Consider the following 19,183-nt stretch of genomic DNA (forward strand, 5'->3'; position numbering starts at 1 on the left):
GGGTCGGTTCCTGTCGGTGAGAGGTGCGGGTGGGTGGGTGCGAGGGCTGAGGCTCAGACGCCCGCGGTGACGAAGCCCTTGAGCCAGTCGAGCAGCTCGGTGGCCTTCTCGGGCGAGTCCGCCTCGACGAACATGCGCAGGACCGGCTCGGTCCCGGAGAACCGCAGGAGCGCCCAGTTGTCGTTCTCGAGGACGATCTTGGTGCCGTCGAGGTGGGAGATGCTCACGACGGGGTACGGCCCGACGTGCGTGAGCGGGTCGGCCTCGAGGCGGCGCGGCACGGCGATCCGCATCTCGGGCGTGGAGTCCACGCCTGCCTCGAGAGTGTAGAGGCGTCCCGTGATCTCGTAGATCATCTCGCGCAGCTCGGAGATCTTCTTGCCCGTGCGGGCCAGCATCTCGACCACCAGGGCGCACGCGAAGATGCCGTCCTTGCCGAGGATCCAGCCGCGGACCGTGAGGCCGCCCGAGGACTCGCCGCCGAGCACGGCACCGATCTCCTCCATGCCGGCGGTGACGTGCTTGAAGCCGACCTTGACCTCGCGGGACTCCTCGCCGAAGTGCGCCGCGAGCCGGTCGAGCAGGTGCGTGGTCGCGAGGTTGCGCACGACGCCGCCCTTCTCGCCGCGGAACTCGTGCAGGTACCAGTAGAGGAGGAGCAGGAGGTCGTTGGTCGAGATGTACTCGCCGGTCTCGTCGACGATCCCGATACGGTCCGAGTCGCCGTCGGTCGCCATGCCCAGGTCGTAGCGGCCACCGCCCTGCTTGATCATCGAGATCAGCGTCGACAGGCGCTGGAGGTCCGGCGCGGGGGCGATCCCGCCGAACAGCGGGTTGTGGGCGGCGTGGATGAACTCCGAGCGCACGCGCATGTCGTTGAGGATGGTGCCGAGCGTGAGCTGGCTCGTGCCGTACATGGGGTCGACGATCACGCGCAGGTCCGAGCCGCGCACCGCCTCGACGTCGACGATCTTCTCGATCGCGTCGACGTAGGGCTCGGTGAGGACCTTGTCCACGACGAGGCCGGCCTTGCGGGCGACCGCGAGGTCGAGCGTGATGACGTCGTCGACGCTGAGCGCGTTGGCCTCGTCCTGGTAGCGGTCCGTCTCGTCGTCGAGGGGCAGCGAGCCGTCCTGGCGGAAGACCTTCATGCCGTTCCACTCGGGCGGGTTGTGGCTCGACGTGACGATGATGCCGTAGGCCGCGCCGAGGTACGGGGCGGCGAAGGTCACGAGGGGCGTGGGGACGTCGTCGGGCAGGAGCGTGACCGGGATGTTGTTGCCCGCGAAGACCTCTGCGGCCGCGATCGCGGACTCGCGCGAGAGGAAGCGGCGGTCCCCGCCGATCACGACCCCCAGGCCGTCGATACCCTTGCGGACCGTCTCGTTCGCGATCGCCTGGCACAGGCGGCGCACGTTGGCGAGCGTGTAGCCCTCGCCGATGATGGCGCGCCACCCGCCCGTGCCGAACACGATCTTGGTGTCGGTGTTCTTCTTGGGCATGAAGAGCCGCTTGAGGAGGATGTCCGCGGCTTCCTGGAGCTCCTCGGGGGTGTTGATGCCCCGGACCTCGTCGGTGTCGTAGATCCGGTACGACGAGATGCTCTTCTGCTTGGCGATGACTCGGCGTGCGAGCTCGGTGAGCCGGTGCTCTCCCCCGGCGACCATGTCCTCGAGCTCGGTGAACAGCAGGTCGGGGGCCGCGACGTAGGCGCCCACGTTCACCTCGGTGGCGGTGCCGTCGGCGTCGGCGCCGCTCGGGCGGTCCTCCTCCTCGAGGATGGCCGTGATCTCACCGTCCTGGCGGACGATGCGCCCGTAGGTGGGCAGGTCCTCGGTCACGACGGCTGCGAGCAGCGAGAGGTCGGCCCCCTTGAGCGTGTGGCGGGTCAGGAGGCCCAGCAGGGACTCGGAGCGCAGGAGCGGGGTGTCGGCGTAGGCCACGAGGACCTCGCTCGCGGGCACGGGGAGCGAGGCGACCGCGGCCCGGGCCGCGAGCGTCGCGCCGCCCGTCCCGGGCAGGTCACGCTGCTCGACGTACCGGAACCCCTCGCCCAGCAGGCCCCGGACGGTCGTGTCCCCGGGGGCGATGACGACCACGATGCGGTCGTCGGGGACGACCTTGCGGACGTTCGCGACGGCGAGCTCGACGACGGTCGCGTCGCCGAGCGGGCGCGTGATGAGCTCGCGGGACGCGTCGTCGATGCCTGCAGCGAGGACCACCGCCGCTCGATCGTTCGTGGTGGCGGGAACCTGTGCGGCCTGTGGCAGGGTCATGACGTCCTCACTGCTCGGTGATGCGTCGCGCGAGGCCCGTGCAGGCCGCGCTCGGTGGGGCACCGGAGAGCCGAGCGAGAAAAGCACGACTCCTTCCAAATCCCTCCCAGGAGGGACCGCGAAAGCCCGGTACCACCACCGATCATAGACGCGCCGGGGACCGACCCGAGGGGCTCCGGAGCCATTTGGGGTGGAATCCTCACAAAATATTCGTCGGGGCGCCTCGGACGGCCACGGGTTCACCCGCCGCGGAGAGTCCCGACGGCCGGCGCTCGGCATGGCTACGGTTCTCCCATGACGTCATCTCCGCCGCCGGGGTCGGGCACCCCGGACCCGGATCCGCTGCCGCCGCAGCCGCACCCTCCGGCCTCCGGCGGGCCGGGCCGCCAACCTCCGCTGGTGCCGTACCGGCCCCCGGCCTGGGCGGACGACGCGCCCGTCGCGGCGGACCCGTACGCGCCTGCTCCGGTCGGCGACCCGACGACGCCCCCTGCGCCCGGCGGTCAGGGCTACGGCCCGTACGGTCCGCCCGGGACCCCCGTCTACGGGACGCCGCCGGGGGCCTACGAGCCGAGCCCGTACGGGGGCCAGCACCCTTCGCACCCGGGCCCGCAGAACGGCTACGGGACCGGGTACGGGCCACCCCCGGGCCTGCCCGTGGCCCCGTCGTGGAACACCTCGTTCGCGCCTCCGCCGCGACAGAACGGTCTGGCGCTCGCGTCGATGATCACGTCGCTCGCCGGGATCGCGTTCTGCCTGGTGCCGGGCGTCGTCGGGCTGGTCCTAGGGATCGTCGCGCTCCAGCAGATCTCGCGGGACGGGACGACGGGGCGCGGGTTCGCGATCACGGGCGTGACGGTGGGCGCCGTCAGCACGCTGTTCATCGCGCTGTGGTTCCTCACGATCTGGAGCACGTACCCGTGACCGGCCCCGCTCAGCGGCCGGGCTACGACGAGAACGTCTACTACGCGCCGGGGTGGGAGCCCGCCGCCCCCCGGACCGAACCGCTGGCCGTCGCGGCGATCCCGACGGGTCTGCTGCTCGGTCCCGTCGGCGTCGGCGTCGGGGTGGCCGCGCTCGCGCGCATCCGCCGCGACGGTTCGCGGGGTACGGGGCTCGCGTGGGCGGGTATCGCCCTGGGGGTCGCGGTGACGCTCACGGCCGTCGCGGTGGTCGTCGCCCTGCTCGTCGGGGACGCCGCGACGCGCCCCCTGCCTGCCGAGGTGAGCGAGCCGCGGTCCGCGCACGCCCGTCAGCTCGTCCTGGGGAGCTGCCTCGCCGAGCTGCCGGACGACGGCCCCGTCGCCTCGGTGCGCGTGGTCCCGTGCGGGGACGCGCACGAGGCCCAGGTCGTGGCGCGGACGGACTTCCCCGCGGACGCGCGCTGGCCCGGGCAGGACGCGGCGGACGCTCGCGTGTCGCGGGTGTGCACGCCCGCGGTGCTGTCGGGCGACGCGCCTGCGGAGGGGATCGAGCTGGTGGTGTGGTCGCCGTCCGAGGCCTCGTGGGCGGAGGGGGATCGCACGGGGCTGTGCGTCGCGAGCACCGCGGCACCCACCGAGGGTTCGCTGATCGACTGATCGTCGCCGTAAAACAGATACCTACCGCCCGGTAGGTATCTCCGCTACGCTCGACCGGACGATCAGAACGGCCTGGCCGCGAACCCTGAGGACGTGCACCGTGAACGACGAGACCCCTGCCACCCCGGAGACGACGAGCAGCGCCCGGCCGCTCGACGTCGAGCACCTCCTCCAGGAGCTCACGCTCGAGGAGAAGGCCTCGCTCGTGTCGGGGCTGGACTTCTGGCACACCCAGCCGGTCGAGCGCGCCGGGGCCGAGGTGCCCGCGGTCATGGTCACCGACGGGCCGCACGGGCTCCGCAAGCAGACCGGGTCCTCCGACCACCTGGGCCTCGCGAGCTCGGTCCCCGCGACGTGCTTCCCCACCGCCGCCGCGCTCGGTTCCACGTGGAACGTCGACCTGCTCCAGCGCGTGGGACAGGCGCTCGGACGGGAGACGCGCGCGAACGACGTCGCGGTCCTCCTCGGTCCGGGCATCAACATCAAGCGCTCGCCGCTGTGCGGTCGCAACTTCGAGTACTTCTCCGAGGACCCCGTGGTCTCGGGCGACCTGGGTGCCGCGCTGATCCAGGGCGTGCAGAGCCAGGGCGTGGGCACCTCGCTCAAGCACTTCGCCGCCAACAACCAGGAGACCGACCGCATGCGGGTCTCGGCGGACGTCGACGAGCGCACGCTGCGGGAGATCTACCTGACGGGCTTCGAGCGGGCCGTGCGGAAGGCCTCCCCGTGGACCGTCATGTGCTCGTACAACAAGATCAACGGCACGTACGCGTCGCAGGACCGCTGGTTGCTCACCGAGGTCCTGCGCGACGAGTGGGGCTACGACGGCGTCGTGGTCTCCGACTGGGGTGCGGTCTCGGACCGGGTGGCCTCCCTCGTCGCAGGCCTCGATCTCGAGATGCCCTCGACCGGCGGCCGCACCGACGCCGAGGTCGTCGCCGCGGTCCGTGCCGGCGAGGTCGACGAGGCGGTCCTCGACCAGGCGGTCCGTCGTCACCTCACGCTCCTGAACCGGACGCTGCCCGCGCTCGCCGCACCGGGCTCGTTCGACGAGTCCGAGCACCACGCCCTCGCGCGCGAGGCCGCCGCGGAGGGCACGGTCCTCCTGCGCAACGAGGCCGTCGACGGCGCGCCCGTGCTCCCGCTCGACGCCACGGCCGCGGGGTCGCTCGTCGTGCTCGGCGAGTTCGCGCGCACCCCGCGCTACCAGGGCGCGGGGTCGAGCCAGGTCACCCCGACGCGTCTCGACGACGCCCTGACGGAGATCCGCGCGATCACGGGCTCCGAGGTCCCGTTCGCGCCCGGGTTCGGCCTCACGGGCGAGGAGGACGACGACGCGCTCCGCGCGGAGGCCGTCGGGCTCGCACGCACCGCCCGGACGGCGGTCCTCTTCCTGGGGCTGCCGGCGAGCCACGAGTCCGAGGGGTTCGACCGCGACCACATGGACCTGCCGCCGAGCCAGGTCGCGCTCCTCGAGGCCGTCGCGGCCGTGTGCTCGCGCGTCGTCGTGGTGCTCGCGAACGGCTCGGCCGTCACGATCGCACCGTGGCAGTACCATGCCACCGCGATCCTCGAGGGCTGGCTGGGCGGCCAGGCGGGCGGAGGCGCGATCGCCGACCTCCTGTTCGGCGTCCGCAACCCGTCGGGCAAGCTGACCGAGACGGTCCCGGTCCGCCTCGAGGACAACGCGTCGTACGGGAACTTCCCGGGCGAGCTCGGGCACGTCCGCTACGGCGAGGGTGTGCTGGTGGGCTACCGCTACTACGACGCGAAGCGCATGGACGTCGCGTTCCCGTTCGGCCACGGCCTGTCGTACACGACCTTCGCGTACGAGGACCTGTCGGTGGTGGTCTCGGGCGAGGGCCCGACGGCGTCGCTCACCGTGGACGTGACGGTCACCAACACGGGGCCCGTCGCGGGCGCCGAGGTCGTGCAGGTGTACGTCGGCGACCCGCAGGCCGCGGTCGTGCGACCCGAGCGCGAGCTCAAGGCGTTCGGGAAGGTGTCGCTCGCGCCGGGCGGGACCCGCACCCTGACGTTCGAGCTCGGTGCGCGGGACCTGTCGTACTGGCACCCCGTGCTGCGGCGCTGGGTCGTCGAGGGCGGTGAGTTCGTGGTGTCCGTGGGTGCGTCGTCGCGCGACCTGCGCGGCTCGGCCACGGTGACCGTGGTCGGCGAGGACGTCACCCCGCCGCTGACCCCGTGGTCGACGCTGGGCGAGGCCCTGGCCCACCCCGTCGCAGGCAGGATCGTCCGTGACGCGATGGCTCGGGCCGGCGGCCCCGGTTCCACGCTCCTCGACGACGACATGATGGCCATGGCGGCCGGGATGCCGCTGCGCGTCATCGCGAGCTTCGACGGGATGCCGTTCGACGCGGCCCAGCTCGACCAGCTCCTCGCGGCGGCCGCGGCGGGCTGATGCGCGCGCCGAGGTGACGGGGCCCGGACCTCCGGTCCGGGCTCCTCGTCCCTCCTCCTCGGCGGCGGAGTCGCGGGACACCCGGGCATGCCGGTGCCCGGAGGCCCCGGCCGCCCCGGTCAGCCGCCCGTCGTTCCGCCCGGCCCGGTCGCCCCGTCGACGTGGATCTGCGCGAGGTACGAGCGCAACCCTGCAGCCATGTCCACGGGCGGACGTGGCCCACCCCGCTCCAGGAGGAACTGCACCTGGAGGCCGTCCATGACGGCGACGAGGACGCGCGCCGAGACCGACACGTCGACGCCCTGACGCAGGAGCCCCTCGGCAGCGCGACGGGCGAGCTCCTGCCGGGTGCGCGCGATCACGCCGTCGTAGCGACGCTGGAAGTACGCGTGCGCCGGGTGGTCGGGCGACGTGGCCTCGGCCGACAGGATGCTGAAGAGCTCGACGATGCCGGGCCGGGACGCGTTGCGCTCGACGACCCGCGCGAGCGAGTCGAAGTAGTCCACACCGTCCCGGACGTCCTGGTCGAACACCGCGAAGTCCGCCTCGTCGCGACGCTCGAGCACCGCCTGGAGCAGCATCTCCTTGGTGGGGAAGTGGTGCAGCAGACCGGGGTGCGAGATCCCGACCCGCGAGGAGATCTCGCGGAGCGACGCCGAACGGTAGCCGACCTCGCCGAACAGTCCCGTGGCCGCCTCGATGATCTCGTCGCGCTTGGCGCGGCCCTTCGCGTAGCCGCGCGGCGCGGCCCCCGCACCCCGCCCGCGGTCCTCGTGCCGGGCCCCGTCGGCCGGACCGGGCCCCGCCGTCGGGCCTGCGTGGTCGCGTGCGTGCGTGTCTGTCGTCCTGCTGGGCATGCGCCCTCCCCCGTGAGTGTGTTCCCCGCGAGCCTAGCGCCGACGACGCGCGCGACCGGGCGTGATCCATCCCTGGCACCGGGTGACTGCGGCGCGGCTCCGCCGGAAGGCGCAACCCACCTTCCTCCCTCCGCCAGAAGCGCCCGCCACCGCCCGGAAGACAGGCTGGAGGCACGGCGCGCGGCACCCCGGTCGCGCCGCCGGAGGAGAAAGGACCCCCCGATGCCAGCCATCGAGATCGTGGGCCTGCGCAAGTCCTACGGGACGTTCGACGCCGTCCGCGACGTGAGCTTCGCCGTCGAGCCCGGGAGGGTCGTGGGGCTGCTCGGACCCAACGGCGCGGGCAAGACCACCACGCTCAACGTCCTGCTGGGGCTCGCGTCCGCGAGCGCCGGCACCGCGACGGTCCAGGGCAGCCCGTACGCGGACCTCGAGCACCCCGGCCGGGTCGTCGGCGCGCTGCTCGACGCGGGCGGGCTGCACCCGGGCCGCAGCGGTCGCGACCACCTGCGGGTCCTCGCGACCGCTGCCGGGATCGAGGGCCGCCGGGTCGACGAGGTGCTCGCGCTCGTCGGGATGGACCGGGCGGCCGATCGGCGCGTCCGCACCTACTCGCTCGGCATGCGTCAGCGCATCGGGCTGGCGGCGGCGCTCCTGGGCGACCCGCAGGTCCTCGTGCTCGACGAGCCCGCGAACGGCCTGGACCCCGCGGGCATGCGGTGGATGCGCGAGGTCCTGCGCTCGTTCGCGGACGGTGGTGGTGCGGTGCTGCTCGCGAGCCACGTCCTGGCCGAGGTCACGCAGGTGGCCGACGACCTGGTCGTGATCGGCCAGGGCCAGGTCATCGCCGACGGCCCTCTCGCGGACCTCGTCCGCGGCGAGTCCCTCGAGGACTTCTACCTCAACCTGACCGCAGAGACCGAAGGAGTGCGCTGATGTTCCGCGCCGAGCTGCTCAAGCTACGCACGACCCGCACGCCCTGGATCCTGGGGGTGGTCGCCCTCGCGGGCATGCTCCTGGTCCAGGGGCTGACGATCGCCCTGCCGCGCATCCTGGCCGGGGTCGAGGGCATGGGCGGCGCCACCGTGGGCCTCCAGGCCTCGCCCGAGATGACGGCCGACCTCGCCCCGGACCTGACCGGGCTGACCGACCTGGGGGCGGCGCCCGTGCAGCGCGCCATGCTGGACCTGCTGGGCAACGGCCCCGCGGGCTCGGGCTCGGCGGGCGTGTCGGTCATCTGCATGCTGCTGCTGGGCGTCCTCGCGGTCACGACCGACTTCCGCACGGGCGGGATCGTCCCCACGGCCCTCGTCGTCCCCTCGCGCTCTCGCGTCCTCGGGGGCAAGGCGGGCGCGGTCGCGGTCGTCGCGCTCCTGATCGGAGCGGCGCTCGCGGTGCTCACGGCCCTGGGCCTGTTCGTGGCGGTCGCCTCGACGCCCGGAGCGCAGCTCCTGGTCGGCGCGGGTGACGTCCTGGGAGTGTGGGGGCGTGGGCTCGTGGTCCTCGTGCTGTTCGCATGGCTCGGGCTGGGGGTCGGGACGCTGGTCCGCGGGCAGGTCGCCGCGATCCTGGTCGTCGTGGGCCTGGTGATCGTCGAGCCCCTGGTGCAGGCTGCGGTCCTGCTGATGTCGGGGGGCGAGTCGACGGCTGCGGCGTGGCTGCCGCTGGGTCTGGGGTCGCTCGCGTCGACCGGTCAGAGCGCGACGGCGGTCCTGGGCGGTCTCGCCCCCCTGGGCGTCGGGGCCGCGGTCCTGGGCCTGGTCGCGTGGGTCGCGGTCCTGCTCGGGGCGGGCGCGGTGACGTTCCGTCGCCGCGACCTCGTCTGACGGTCCCCTCGCGGCGGCGCCGTCGGGGCCGCGGCCACGTACCGTGGTGCCCGACGGCGCCGCTCACCCGCGTGGGCGGGTCGCCCGGGTCCGGGGGACCCGAACCGGGGCTCGCCCGCACCGGTGACCTCGCGCACCCGCCCGACCACGCACATCGACCGCTCGACCCGAGAGGAGCCTCGTGCTCGACGCACTGCACCGCCGTCTCGCCGCGATCGGCATCCGCACCGCGACGGGTCGCGACGCCCTGCTGGGCGCGGTCGTCGCGGTCCTCACGGTCGGCTTCCTGCTGGCCGTCGAGCGGATCGCGCTGACGGACCTCGGCATCGTGGTCGACGGCGCACCCGACTCCCTGCAGTTCTCGACCGGGGGACGGGTCGCAGCGATCGTGATCGTCGTCGCGCAGGCCATGGCGCTCGCGCTGCGTCGTCGGGCACCGCTGCTCGCTCTCGCGCTGACCGTCGTGGGCCAGGTCGCGCTCACCCCGGTGCTCCCGGCCCTCGTCTCGTTCCAGGCACCGGCGACCCTGGTCGCGGCCTACTCGGTCGGGGCGTACGCACCTCGACGCACGGCCCTGTGGGCGGCCGGCGGGGCCGCGGGCGTGCAGGTGCTGCTGGGCTTCGTGCTGGGCGGGCCCGTGCCGATCACGTCGGGGAGCCCCGTGCCCGTCGCGGTCCAGGTCTGGGGCGGGCTGGCGTCGGCGCTCCTCACGTACGTGGCAGCGGCGCTCGTGGGTGCGTACGTGGGGACGCGCCGCGAGCTGTTCGCCCAGCTCAAGGGCCGGGTGGCCCAGGCCGAGCGCGAGCGCGACATGCTCGCGGCGCAGGCCGTCCTGGAGGAGCGCGGTCGCATGGCCCGCGAGCTGCACGACGTCGCCGCGCACCACCTGTCGGGGATCGTCGTCCAGGCGGCAGCGGCCGAGCGGCTGGTCGACCGCGACCCCGAGCGCGCCAAGGAGTCGATGCGCTGGATCCGCACCCAGGGGCGCGAGACGCTCGACAACCTGCGCCTGGTCGTCGGCATCCTGCGCAGCTCGTCGCAGGCGGGCCCCGGCGAGCCGGGCGAGGAGGCGCCGGCCGCGCCGCAGCCCACGCTCGACGACGCGGGCGAGCTGCTCGACCTCGCGCGCGCCGCGGGCGCGGAGGTGCGCGACGTCCGCCACGGCGAGCCGTTCGACCTCTCCCCCGCGGTGCAGCTCACCGTCTACCGCGTGCTCCAGGAGGCGCTGACCAACGCGCGCCGGCACGCCCCGGGCCGCACGATCGAGGTCGTGACCGACCACCAGCAGGCCGCGCTCGTCCTCACGGTGACCAACAGGCTCCCGGTCGAGGCGATCGGCGCGACCGGTCGGGGCAGGTCGTCCGACCCGTCGCCCGGCAGCCCGACCCCGCCCGGCCACGGGCTCATCGGCATGACCGAGCGTGCAGCCCTCGTGGGTGGCGCGCTCGAGGCCGGCCCGGTCCCCGGGAACGGCTGGCGGGTCCGGCTCACGGTCCCCCGGCCCGCACAGACCGCGTCCCCCACCCATTCCGAGCGCTCGGCGACGTCCACGGACGTGCCGGGCGCCGCCGTCGGGCAGGAGGCCCCATGACCAGAGTGGTGCTGGTCGACGACCAGGCCGTCGTCCGCGCAGGCTTCACCGTGATCCTCGAGAGCGAGGGCTTCGAGGTCGTGGGCGAGGCGGCGAACGGCACGGACGCCGTGCGCGTCGCGCGCCGGGAGCGCCCCGACGTCGTGTGCATGGACGTCCGCATGCCCGGCGGGGACGGCATCACGGCGACGCGCGCGCTCGCCGGACCCGGCGTCGTCGACCCGGTCCCGGTGCTCGTGGTGAGCACGTTCGACCTGGACGACTACGTGTTCGGCGCGCTGGAGGCCGGGGCGAGCGGGTTCCTCCTCAAGGACGCCGAGCCCGACGTGCTGGTCGACGCGGTGCGGCGCGTGGCGTCGGGCGAGGGCCTCGTCGACCAGACGCTCACGCGGCGCGTGATCGACGAGTTCGCCCGACGGCGGTCCCCCGCCGCGCCCGACGAGGTCGCCTCGGGACTGCTCACCGCGCGCGAGCACGACATCCTGGCGCTGCTGTGCCGCGGGCAGTCGAACGCCGAGATCGCCGCGACGCTGTTCCTCGAGGCGAGCACCGTGAAGTCGCACCTGAGCCGGATCATGACCAAGACGGGCATGCGCGACCGCGTGCAGCTCGTGGTGTGGGCGTACGAGCACGGGATCGCGGCGCCGATGCCACGGTGATCCTGCCCGCCCCCCGCTGAGTGCGTCGGGCAGGCGGTTGCGGCAGCGGATCAGCCGCCCGCGACCGGCAGGTACACCCGGCCGCCGGCGTCCGCGAACTCGCTCGACTTCTCCGCCATGCCGGCCTCGATCGCCTCGACCGACGTCAGCCCGTTCTTCTCCGCGTACTCGCGCACGTCCGCCGAGATCCGCATCGAGCAGAACTTGGGCCCGCACATCGAGCAGAAGTGCGCGGTCTTGGCGGGCTCGGCCGGCAGGGTCTCGTCGTGGAACGCGCGGGCCGTGTCGGGGTCGAGCGAGAGCGCGAACTGGTCGTGCCAGCGGAACTCGAACCGGGCCCGCGACAGCGCGTCGTCCCGGAGCTGTGCGCGCGGGTGCCCCTTGGCGAGGTCGGCCGAGTGCGCCGCGATCCGGTACGTGATGACCCCGGTCTTGACGTCGTCGCGGGCGGGCAGCCCCAGGTGCTCCTTGGGCGTGACGTAACAGAGCATCGCGGTCCCGGCCTGGGCGATGATCGCGGCCCCGATCGCCGACGTGATGTGGTCGTACGCGGGCGCGATGTCGGTCGCGAGCGGGCCGAGCGTGTAGAACGGCGCCTCCTCGCACAGCTCCTCCTCGAGGCGCACGTTCTCGACGATCTTGTGCATCGGGACGTGCCCCGGGCCCTCGATCATGACCTGCACGCCGTAGGACTTCGCGACCTTGGTCAGCTCGCCCAGCGTGCGCAGCTCGGCGAACTGCGCTGCGTCGTTGGCGTCCGCGATGGACCCTGGCCGCAGGCCGTCGCCCAGGGAGAACGTCACGTCGTAGTCGCGCAGGATCTCGCACAGCTCCGCGAAGTGCGTGTACAGGAACGACTCCTGGTGGTGCGCGAGGCACCACGCCGCCATGATCGAGCCGCCGCGGGACACGATGCCCGTGACGCGGCGCGCGGTCAGCGGGACGTACCGCAGCAGGACGCCCGCGTGCACGGTCATGTAGTCGACGCCCTGCTCGGCCTGCTCGATCACGGTGTCGCGGTAGATCTCCCACGTGAGCCGCGCGGGGTCGCCCTTGACCTTCTCGAGCGCCTGGTAGAGCGGCACGGTCCCCACGGGGATCGGGGAGTTGCGCAGCACCCACTCCCGGGTCTCGTGGATGTCCTTGCCCGTCGAGAGGTCCATGAGGGTGTCCGCGCCCCAGCGCGCGGCCCACACCATCTTCTCGACCTCCTCCTCGATCGAGGACGTCACGGCCGAGTTCCCGATGTTCGCGTTGATCTTCACGCCGAACGCCTTGCCGATGATCATGGGCTCGATCTCGGGGTGGCGGCGGTTGGCCGGGATCACCGCCCGGCCGCGGGCCACCTCGTCGCGCACGAGCTCGACGTCGACGCCCTCACGGGCCGCGACGAACCGCATCTCGTCGGTCACGATCCCTGCCCGTGCCCAGGCGAGCTGCGTCCGGGCACCACCCGTGCCGCGCTCGGTGGGGACGGCGTCGGGCCGCAGCCAGTCCGCGCGCAGGGCCGGCAGCCCGGCCGCCAGGTCGAACGCCGCCGGGTCGTCGACCTCGGTGTACGGGCCCGAGGTGTCGTACAGGTCCAGGTGCTCGCCGTTGCTCAGGTGCACGCGGCGCTCGGGGACGCGCAGGTGCTCCGCGCCCGGGACCGGGTGGTGGACCTTGGCGGACCCTGCGATGGGGCCGGTCGTGATGGTGTGCGCAGGCACAGCGGTCTCAGAGCTCATTGCTCTCTCTCCCTACGTCGGCATGATCCGAACAGGTTCGAACGGTCGGCGGCGCTGAGCCGCCCTCTCAGCTCGCTGCTGCGAGCTCCCGTGGGTGTGTGGAGTTGTGGGTCCTGCTTGTGGTGCGGTGGTGCTGGGTGGTGCGGTCGTCACCGTAGCGCAGGTTGCCCGACGGCGGCACGACCATCCCGCGATCGGTCCGTCTCTCCAGGGTTCCGGCCGACGTCACCTCTCCTTGAAGTACTTGAACAGGTGCTTCTCGCGGGTCGTGAGCGCCGCGGCCACGGCGCCGATGAGGACCGCCCCGGCGCCCGCCAGGACGGTCCGCATCCCCAGGATCCAGGTGCTGACCTGGTCGGCGGGAAGGCCGACGCCGGCGGCGAACCACCACAGCGCGGGGACGGCCACGATCACGGCGACCCCGCTCCAGACGGCGGTCTCGAGGAGCACCTGCCAGGTCAGGGCCGCGCGCGGGACGCGGGCGTGCAGGGCCGCGGCGAGCTCGAGGCGGCGCAGGCGGATCGCGACGAGACCCAGGGCGAGTCCCAGGACGACCGCGGCGACCGGAGCGGGCTTGGTCAGACGGTCCGCGAACTCGGCGCTCGCGTCGTACGTCGTACCGAGCCGCCCGTTGAGCTGCTTCTGGGTGGGCTGCGCCTCGGACGACGGGTCGGCGACGAGGGCCGTCCGCAGGAGGGTCGCGGTCTCGGGGTCGACCGGCCAGATCTCGACCCAGCACGAGTCGAACAGCCCGGTGGCGGGCACGGGAGCGACGGCGGCGTAGCCCAGGACACGGTCGCGGCCGTCGTCGGGGTACGGGTACACCGCCCCCACCCGGGCGGGTCCCGCATTGGTCGCGATCGAGTCACCGGTCGTCGCGCCGAGCGCCTCGGCCAGATCTGCGGACAGCCACAGACCGGCCCCGGCGACCCGGCCGCGATCGAGCGCGCCGAGCAGCCCGGGGGTCGCCTCGAAGCCGGTGAGCTCGCTCGAGGGGAGGTTGAGCGCCCGCAGCGGCGTGCCGGTCCGCAGGGCGCCGGCCGCGTTGACGCCGTCGACCCCGGTGAGGGCTTCGCAGCGTGCCCCGTCGACCTGCCCGGCGGCCTCGAGGATCTGCACGCTCGCGCCCGCGTCGCGGTACTCGCGGGCGCCATCGATGACGCCCACGACCGCGCGCACGTCGACTGCGGCCAACGACCCGACGACCACGACGAGCACCGCGGCGAACAGCGTCGCGCGCGTCGTGCCGGTCGTGACGTTGCGCCACGCCTCCGACACCACGGACGCGGCTCGCATGGCCCGCGCCCGCACGGGCCGCCCGGCCTCCTCCCCCGGCCCGACGGCGCCGCTCGCCTCCGTGCGAAGGTGCGCTCCGTCGTCGGGCGCGGTGGGGATGCCTGACGACCCGGCGAGGCTGTGACGTGCGACGTCGTCTACCGGGGTCGAGGCGCCCGGGGCCGTGACGGGACCGCCGGGGATGCCGGCGCCGGAAGGGGGCGCACCTCCCGGGGGCGTCGCGAGGCCGGGGTGCGCTGTGCCGTCGGGCACGGGGCCCTGGTCCGTGGCGGTCATGCCGCGACCTCCGCGGCCTGGAAGTCGGCGAGGTCGATCACGCGGGTGCAGGCGTCGCGGGTGTGCGGGTCGTGCGTGGCGACCACGACGATCGAGTCGTCCTGCGCGATGCCCGCGAGGACCTCGTTGACGGTCGCGGCCGTGCGCAGGTCGAGCTGCGCGGTGGGCTCGTCGACGAGCAGGAGGTCCGGGGCCAGCGCCACGGCGCGCGCGAGCATGAGGCGCTGCGCCTCCCCGCCGGACAACGCCCGGAAGGGGCGGTCGGCGACCGGGGCCAGGTTGAACCGGGCCATGATCTCGGCGGCCCGGTCCTCGGCGTCGGGGCGGCGCAGGCCGCGCGCGAGCAGCGGCAGCACCACGTGGTCCAGGGCCGCGCGACGCGCGACGCCATGCGGGTTCTGGAAGACCCACCCGGTCGTGGCGACCCCGACGCGCTCGACCTGCCCCAGCGTGGGGCGCTCCCACCCCGCGACGATGCTCAGCAGGGTCGACTTCCCGCTGCCCGAGGGCCCGACGAGCGCGACGACCTCGCCCGGCACGATCTCCAGGTCCAGGCCGGTGAAGAGCAGGCCGGTGCCGGGGAACGCGTGCCCCAGGCCCGTCCCGACCAGGCCTTTGCCTGCTACCGGCACGACTGCCCCTCCTCCTGCGACGTCAGCTCGATCTCGGTGGGGGCCGTGGCGGCGTCGCGACCGTCGAACGTCACGAGGGTCTGTCCCAGGCTCGACGCGACGACCGTCACGGGATACGCCGTGCCGTTCGCGCTGACGCATCCGGTCGAGCCGCTGAGTGCGAACAGCGCCCCCGGCGGCACGACCGACACGTCGAGCGGCGCGGCCAGGACGTACTCGAGCGTGAGGGGTTCCGAGCCCTCGGTGCGCTGCCAACCGGCGAACTCCATGCTGCCGCGCACAGCCTCGAGGAAGGCCGGATCCGTGACCACACCGCCCTCCCCGACCGGCGCACTGAGCTCACCCAGGCGCAGCACCCGGTCCCCGGGCGTGACGTTCGAGAGAGTGTCCGACAGGCCGAGCGAGACCAGCGTCCCGGCCGTCGTCGCGAACGCCTCGTCGGACGTCGCGGCTCCCACGGGCACCTCGCACGCCTTCACCGTGACCGACGTCGCCGGGAGCCACAGCACGGACGCCGCCGGCAGGTCGCCGGTCGGCTTCACGACGCCCGCGGCCTTGAACAGCGCGGTCACGGCGGCCTTGGTCGCCTTGCCGTAGGTCCCGTCCGTGCTCACCCTGTACCCCAGGCGCGCGAGCTCGACCTGCAGGGCCTCGACATCGTCGCCCTTGGCCGTAGGAGCCAGGTCCCGCCACAGCGGGATCGACGTCGCCAGCGCCAGGACCGGGCGGTCGTCGACCGTGACCGGGCTCGATCCCGACTCGATCACCGCCCCCGGGGCGCACTGCGAGCGCGTGACCTTGCCCGTATCCGTCACCTGGAGGGAGCCCTCCTCCGCGACGACCGGGGTCACCTTGACCCGGCGCGCGTCATCGAAGGCCTGCCGTGACACCGGGACCGCCGCGGGCGGCGTCGCGCTCCGCACGCTCTGCGGCTCCGACTGCGGCGCCAGCACCATCCCCGCGGTGACGCCCCCCGCGAGCAGCACCGCCGCCGCGAGCGCCAGCGCCCCCGCCCGTGCCGCTCCGGAACCGGCGGTCCTGGGCCGGGCGGGACGTCGATCTCTGGTCACTGCTGCTCCTCTGGTGGCGCGCATGCATGATTGCTGCTGGGTCGTGCGATGGCATGCTGTCGGGGACTACTGCTCCGGGTACTGCGCGCAGGCCGTGATCTCGGAAGGCGGCGACGACCTGGAGAAGGTCCTTGTTGTCGGGGTTGTCTGTCACGGCCCCGTAGAGGCCCGCGAGCAGGGGGACGTCGCACCTCGCTTCGCTCTCGTCCATTGCCCGCCTCCGCCCTCGATGGCGTCGAACTCCTCCGGCGAGGTGTTCCAGTCGGTCCCGACGTGCGTGACCGAGAGCCCACCCCCTCGACGAGCTCGACTGTCAGCCCCTGGTCCCGCATGCACTGGATCGAAGCGTCCTGGACCGGCCTGAACTCGGCCTCCGTGATGACGTCGTCCTCGAGGATCTTGCGGGCGACCTCCGTCGTGGCGTCGTTGCGCGCCTTGGCGAACTCGGCGGCGTAGGTGCCGTCCTCCTCGGGCCCCGGCGAACAGGCGGAGACGGCCATCACCGCGACCGCCACCAGGGCAAGCACGGGTCCGCCCCGCAATCGTCGAGCTCCCCACGAAGGCCCCTCCCGCTCCCCGTGGCGCCCGTGCAGCGAAGAGCCTGGCAGTGCTGTCCGACAGCGACAAGTCCTCGCGGAGAGAGCTCACTTCTCGAGCAGTAGCTTCGGGTTGACAACGCAGACCTGGACATCCTGCGGATCCCCCGCGTAGGACACTTCGGGGTTCGTCAGATCCTCCCGGTAGTCCTCCGCGGTGTAGGACTTGTCGACAGCACCGATCCCGACGAGGCACTCCACGACCAGTTCGTCGAGGTCCTCCCGATCGGGGTTCACGACGACTTGGGCGTAGAGGGGCTCGATCTCCGTCAACCCGGACGACAGCGAGCACTCCTTGCCCACCGTCTCCCAGGCCTCGTCCGAACCCTCGTCCGTCGGACCGCCCGTTCCGAAGTACGACCAGAGACCATCCTCGAGTGGACGAACCTCCAGCGGGAATCCTTGATCCGCGTGGCAGTCCACATAGGTCTGCTGCACCTCGCCGAACTCCGCCTGGGTGATCTCACCATCCTCGGTGATCCCCCGCACGAGTTCGATCTTGCTCTTCTGTCCAATGCTCCGAACATCGTCGGACCACGGGCTCACATCGACAGCATCCGCATCACCGGTGCACGCCGACAACATGCCGATCGCCACACATCCGACGAGAACGACGACACCCTTCCTCACAACATTCATCATGCCCCCCCATAATCGGGTGGCCCCGTGAAAACGGGGCCACCCGAGTGCGCTAAACGACGAACTGAGCACCACGAGCAGTGACCCAGGAGGCGGTGACCGAACCGGTCTGTGACGTCCTGCCGTAACCGGCCCAAGGCCCGAAAGCGACCCCCGTCGATCCCGTTGCCTGGATACGGCACTCGAGCTTGGCGCGTACCGCGGAGCAGCTCTCGTTGTATGCCTTCGCGTAGCCCGGCGTGTTGGTGTACACCGTGAACGTGCACGATGCCGCTTGCGCCGGAGCCCCAGCGACGACGACGCCTCCGAACGCCACCACCGTTGCTGTCAGGACGGCCATGATCTTTCGCTTCATTGCGTTCCCCCTTTGCAAGCCCCCCCTTGAGGAGGCCCTGCGCAGCCAGGCTGGCAGCATCCGGCGCCATCCCGCAAGGGATTCGTCAGGACTTCTCACTATCTGAACTGGACGTCGACCTGGTAACCACACGCAGACGCGCCCAGGTCGTCGGGCTCGGCACCGCACCGTGGCCGGGTCGGCGGGGTGAACGCCATGACTCGTCGCACACCGTCGTTCCACCCGCCTCAGCACGTCCCGGGGGGCGCGTCGCCCCCACCGTGCCGTCCGGCCTCGACTCGGCCCACCTCGGTCCTGCCGTCATCGCCCCGGCAAGCCCTACCGCTCGGGGAGCGGGATCAGCCTCCAGCCGGCGCCCCCTCCGCGATGTCGTCCGACGTGTCGGGCTGGTACACGCACACCCACAGCGCCCCGGCGCGGACGCTGACCTCGAGCTTCTTCGAGGGCTCGATCACGTCGCCGTCGAGCTGGCGCGGCTGCGGCCGGTCGGAGATCACGGAGATCCGCGACCCGCGCAGCACCTCCATGTTGGGGACGCGCCTGCGCTTGGTGACAACCCCGACGAGGAGCTGGACCCAGTGGCCGAGGTTGCGGGGCGCGATGATCGCGACGTCCATCTGCCCGTTGTCGGGCTCGGCGTCGGGCAGCAGGTTGACGCCCGCCTGGAGGCGGCCGACGTTCCCCACGACCACGGTCCGTGCCCGACGGCGCAGCACCGGTCGGTCGTCGACCCGCACCTCGACCTTCATCTCGTCGTCCGCGAGGTGCTTGAACGCCGAGACGACGTAGGCGAGCGGGCCCGCCTTGGCCTTGAGCGCGGTGGGCGCGTCCTCCATCATCGCGGCGTCGAGCCCCATGCCGGCCATGACGGCGAACGCCTGCCCGTCGACCTCGCCGACGTCGAGCGCGCGGCGTCCGCGGTCGAGCGCGAGGCGGATGCCGTCCTCGGGCCGGGGCGGGATGCCGAGATTGCCCGCGAGGAGGTTGCCCGTGCCGCCGGGGAGGACTGCGAGCGCGGCGTCGGTGCCGGCGAGGCCTTCGATGCAGGCGCGCACGGTGCCGTCGCCGCCGCTCACGAACACGACCTCGGCGCCGTCGGCGACGGCTTGGCGGGCCTGCCCGGTGCCGGGGTCCTCGGCGGTCGTCTCGAGCCAGGTGGGGGCGGGCCACCCGGCGTCGGCGAGCTGGGTCTCGATGGTCCGGCGGAGCTCGTCGAGCCCTTCGACGCGGTTCGGGTTGACGATCACGGCCGAGCGGAGCGGCGCGTGGTCGAGGCGTTGCTGGGCGGCGGGCTCGGGCGTGGCTTCCTGGGACGTGTTCACGCCCCGAGTATGTCGCGGGGGGCGCTCGCTCGCCCAGCAAGCGGACACCCCGGACACTCCGG

The 19,183-nt window shown here is 73.0% G+C and carries 16 protein-coding genes and 1 riboswitch; of the genes, 7 read left to right on the top strand and 9 right to left on the bottom strand.

Annotated elements, in window-relative coordinates; all coding sequences use genetic code 11:
• Positions 1 to 53: 53 nt before the first annotated feature.
• Positions 54 to 2,276: an NTP transferase domain-containing protein gene (locus tag NHG27_RS06320; RefSeq protein WP_193721078.1), complete on the bottom strand. Its 2,223-nt coding sequence runs from the start codon at positions 2,274 to 2,276 to the stop codon at positions 54 to 56.
• A gap of 294 nt (positions 2,277 to 2,570) precedes the next feature.
• Here NHG27_RS06320 and NHG27_RS06325 point away from each other — a divergent pair, with 294 nt between their 5' ends.
• The 3 genes from NHG27_RS06325 (at position 2,571) to NHG27_RS06335 (ending at position 6,275) form a co-directional block, all read left to right on the top strand.
• On the top strand, positions 2,571 to 3,200 hold the full coding sequence (locus NHG27_RS06325; protein WP_497015252.1) for a DUF4190 domain-containing protein: 630 nt from the start codon (positions 2,571 to 2,573) through the stop codon (positions 3,198 to 3,200).
• Entirely contained in the window at positions 3,197 to 3,856 is a 660-nt protein-coding gene (locus NHG27_RS06330; RefSeq protein WP_497015255.1) for a DUF4190 domain-containing protein, read from the top strand. Before NHG27_RS06325 ends, NHG27_RS06330 begins: the two co-directional genes overlap by 4 nt.
• A gap of 100 nt (positions 3,857 to 3,956) precedes the next feature.
• The gene (locus NHG27_RS06335) at positions 3,957 to 6,275 is read left to right on the top strand and encodes a glycoside hydrolase family 3 C-terminal domain-containing protein (protein WP_497015256.1); all 2,319 of its coding nucleotides are present in this window, start codon (positions 3,957 to 3,959) and stop codon (positions 6,273 to 6,275) included.
• 119 nt (positions 6,276 to 6,394) lie between these two features.
• Here NHG27_RS06335 and NHG27_RS06340 read toward each other — a convergent pair whose 3' ends face one another.
• Positions 6,395 to 7,132 carry a TetR/AcrR family transcriptional regulator gene (locus NHG27_RS06340; RefSeq protein WP_193721075.1) on the bottom strand — a complete coding sequence of 246 codons (738 nt, stop codon included), beginning with the start codon at positions 7,130 to 7,132 and terminating at the stop codon, positions 6,395 to 6,397.
• A gap of 222 nt (positions 7,133 to 7,354) precedes the next feature.
• On the opposite strand from NHG27_RS06340, the gene NHG27_RS06345 reads away from it, so the two are divergent.
• The 4 genes from NHG27_RS06345 to NHG27_RS06360 all read left to right on the top strand — a co-directional run bounded on the left by NHG27_RS06345 (position 7,355) and on the right by NHG27_RS06360 (position 11,208).
• On the top strand, positions 7,355 to 8,068 hold the full coding sequence (locus NHG27_RS06345) for an ABC transporter ATP-binding protein (RefSeq protein WP_193721074.1): 714 nt from the start codon (positions 7,355 to 7,357) through the stop codon (positions 8,066 to 8,068).
• Positions 8,068 to 8,958 carry a hypothetical protein gene (locus NHG27_RS06350; protein WP_193721073.1) on the top strand — a complete coding sequence of 297 codons (891 nt, stop codon included), beginning with the start codon at positions 8,068 to 8,070 and terminating at the stop codon, positions 8,956 to 8,958. The genes NHG27_RS06345 and NHG27_RS06350 overlap by 1 nt, the downstream gene beginning before the upstream one ends.
• A 181-nt stretch (positions 8,959 to 9,139) precedes the next feature.
• Positions 9,140 to 10,549, top strand: a complete 1,410-nt coding sequence (locus tag NHG27_RS06355) for a sensor histidine kinase (RefSeq protein ID WP_497015261.1) — start codon at positions 9,140 to 9,142, stop codon at positions 10,547 to 10,549.
• On the top strand, positions 10,546 to 11,208 hold the full coding sequence (locus NHG27_RS06360) for a response regulator (protein WP_497015263.1): 663 nt from the start codon (positions 10,546 to 10,548) through the stop codon (positions 11,206 to 11,208). Before NHG27_RS06355 ends, NHG27_RS06360 begins: the two co-directional genes overlap by 4 nt.
• 50 nt (positions 11,209 to 11,258) lie before the next feature.
• Here NHG27_RS06360 and thiC read toward each other — a convergent pair whose 3' ends face one another.
• From thiC to NHG27_RS06395, 7 genes are all read right to left on the bottom strand, one after another.
• The gene (gene thiC, locus NHG27_RS06365) at positions 11,259 to 12,935 is read right to left on the bottom strand and encodes a phosphomethylpyrimidine synthase ThiC (RefSeq protein WP_497015264.1); all 1,677 of its coding nucleotides are present in this window, start codon (positions 12,933 to 12,935) and stop codon (positions 11,259 to 11,261) included.
• Positions 12,928 to 13,037: riboswitch (TPP riboswitch) on the bottom strand. (Overlaps the previous gene by 8 nt.)
• 123 nt (positions 13,038 to 13,160) lie before the next feature.
• Positions 13,161 to 14,507, bottom strand: coding sequence for a hypothetical protein (locus NHG27_RS06370; RefSeq protein ID WP_497015267.1), 1,347 nt, complete (start codon positions 14,505 to 14,507; stop codon positions 13,161 to 13,163).
• Positions 14,504 to 15,139 carry an ABC transporter ATP-binding protein gene (locus NHG27_RS06375; RefSeq protein WP_497015269.1) on the bottom strand — a complete coding sequence of 212 codons (636 nt, stop codon included), beginning with the start codon at positions 15,137 to 15,139 and terminating at the stop codon, positions 14,504 to 14,506. Before NHG27_RS06375 ends, NHG27_RS06370 begins: the two co-directional genes overlap by 4 nt.
• Positions 15,130 to 16,209, bottom strand: coding sequence for a peptidoglycan-binding domain-containing protein (locus tag NHG27_RS06380; protein WP_497015272.1), 1,080 nt, complete (start codon positions 16,207 to 16,209; stop codon positions 15,130 to 15,132). The genes NHG27_RS06375 and NHG27_RS06380 overlap by 10 nt, the downstream gene beginning before the upstream one ends.
• Positions 16,210 to 16,853: 644 nt before the next feature.
• Positions 16,854 to 17,447, bottom strand: a complete 594-nt coding sequence (locus NHG27_RS06385; protein ID WP_497015273.1) for a hypothetical protein — start codon at positions 17,445 to 17,447, stop codon at positions 16,854 to 16,856.
• A gap of 49 nt (positions 17,448 to 17,496) precedes the next feature.
• The gene (locus NHG27_RS06390) at positions 17,497 to 17,799 is read right to left on the bottom strand and encodes a hypothetical protein (protein ID WP_497015275.1); all 303 of its coding nucleotides are present in this window, start codon (positions 17,797 to 17,799) and stop codon (positions 17,497 to 17,499) included.
• 338 nt (positions 17,800 to 18,137) lie between these two features.
• On the bottom strand, positions 18,138 to 19,121 hold the full coding sequence (locus tag NHG27_RS06395) for a diacylglycerol/lipid kinase family protein (protein ID WP_497015276.1): 984 nt from the start codon (positions 19,119 to 19,121) through the stop codon (positions 18,138 to 18,140).
• Positions 19,122 to 19,183 lie beyond the last annotated feature (62 nt).

The sequence above is a fragment of the Oerskovia sp. 140933 genome, from assembly GCF_059651515.1.

Excerpts from the sequence above, each read along its gene's own strand:
- NHG27_RS06320 (WP_193721078.1), bottom strand. The coding sequence starts at position 2,276 with ATGACCCTGCCACAGGCCGCACAGGTTCCCGCCACCACGAACGATCGA.
- NHG27_RS06325 (WP_497015252.1), top strand. The coding sequence starts at position 2,571 with ATGACGTCATCTCCGCCGCCGGGGTCGGGCACCCCGGACCCGGATCCG.
- NHG27_RS06340 (WP_193721075.1), bottom strand. The coding sequence starts at position 7,132 with ATGCCCAGCAGGACGACAGACACGCACGCACGCGACCACGCAGGCCCG.
- NHG27_RS06345 (WP_193721074.1), top strand. The coding sequence starts at position 7,355 with ATGCCAGCCATCGAGATCGTGGGCCTGCGCAAGTCCTACGGGACGTTC.
- NHG27_RS06350 (WP_193721073.1), top strand. The coding sequence starts at position 8,068 with ATGTTCCGCGCCGAGCTGCTCAAGCTACGCACGACCCGCACGCCCTGG.
- NHG27_RS06360 (WP_497015263.1), top strand. The coding sequence starts at position 10,546 with ATGACCAGAGTGGTGCTGGTCGACGACCAGGCCGTCGTCCGCGCAGGC.
- thiC (WP_497015264.1), bottom strand. The coding sequence starts at position 12,935 with ATGAGCTCTGAGACCGCTGTGCCTGCGCACACCATCACGACCGGCCCC.
- NHG27_RS06370 (WP_497015267.1), bottom strand. The coding sequence starts at position 14,507 with ATGACCGCCACGGACCAGGGCCCCGTGCCCGACGGCACAGCGCACCCC.
- NHG27_RS06385 (WP_497015273.1), bottom strand. The coding sequence starts at position 17,447 with ATGATGAATGTTGTGAGGAAGGGTGTCGTCGTTCTCGTCGGATGTGTG.
- NHG27_RS06390 (WP_497015275.1), bottom strand. The coding sequence starts at position 17,799 with ATGAAGCGAAAGATCATGGCCGTCCTGACAGCAACGGTGGTGGCGTTC.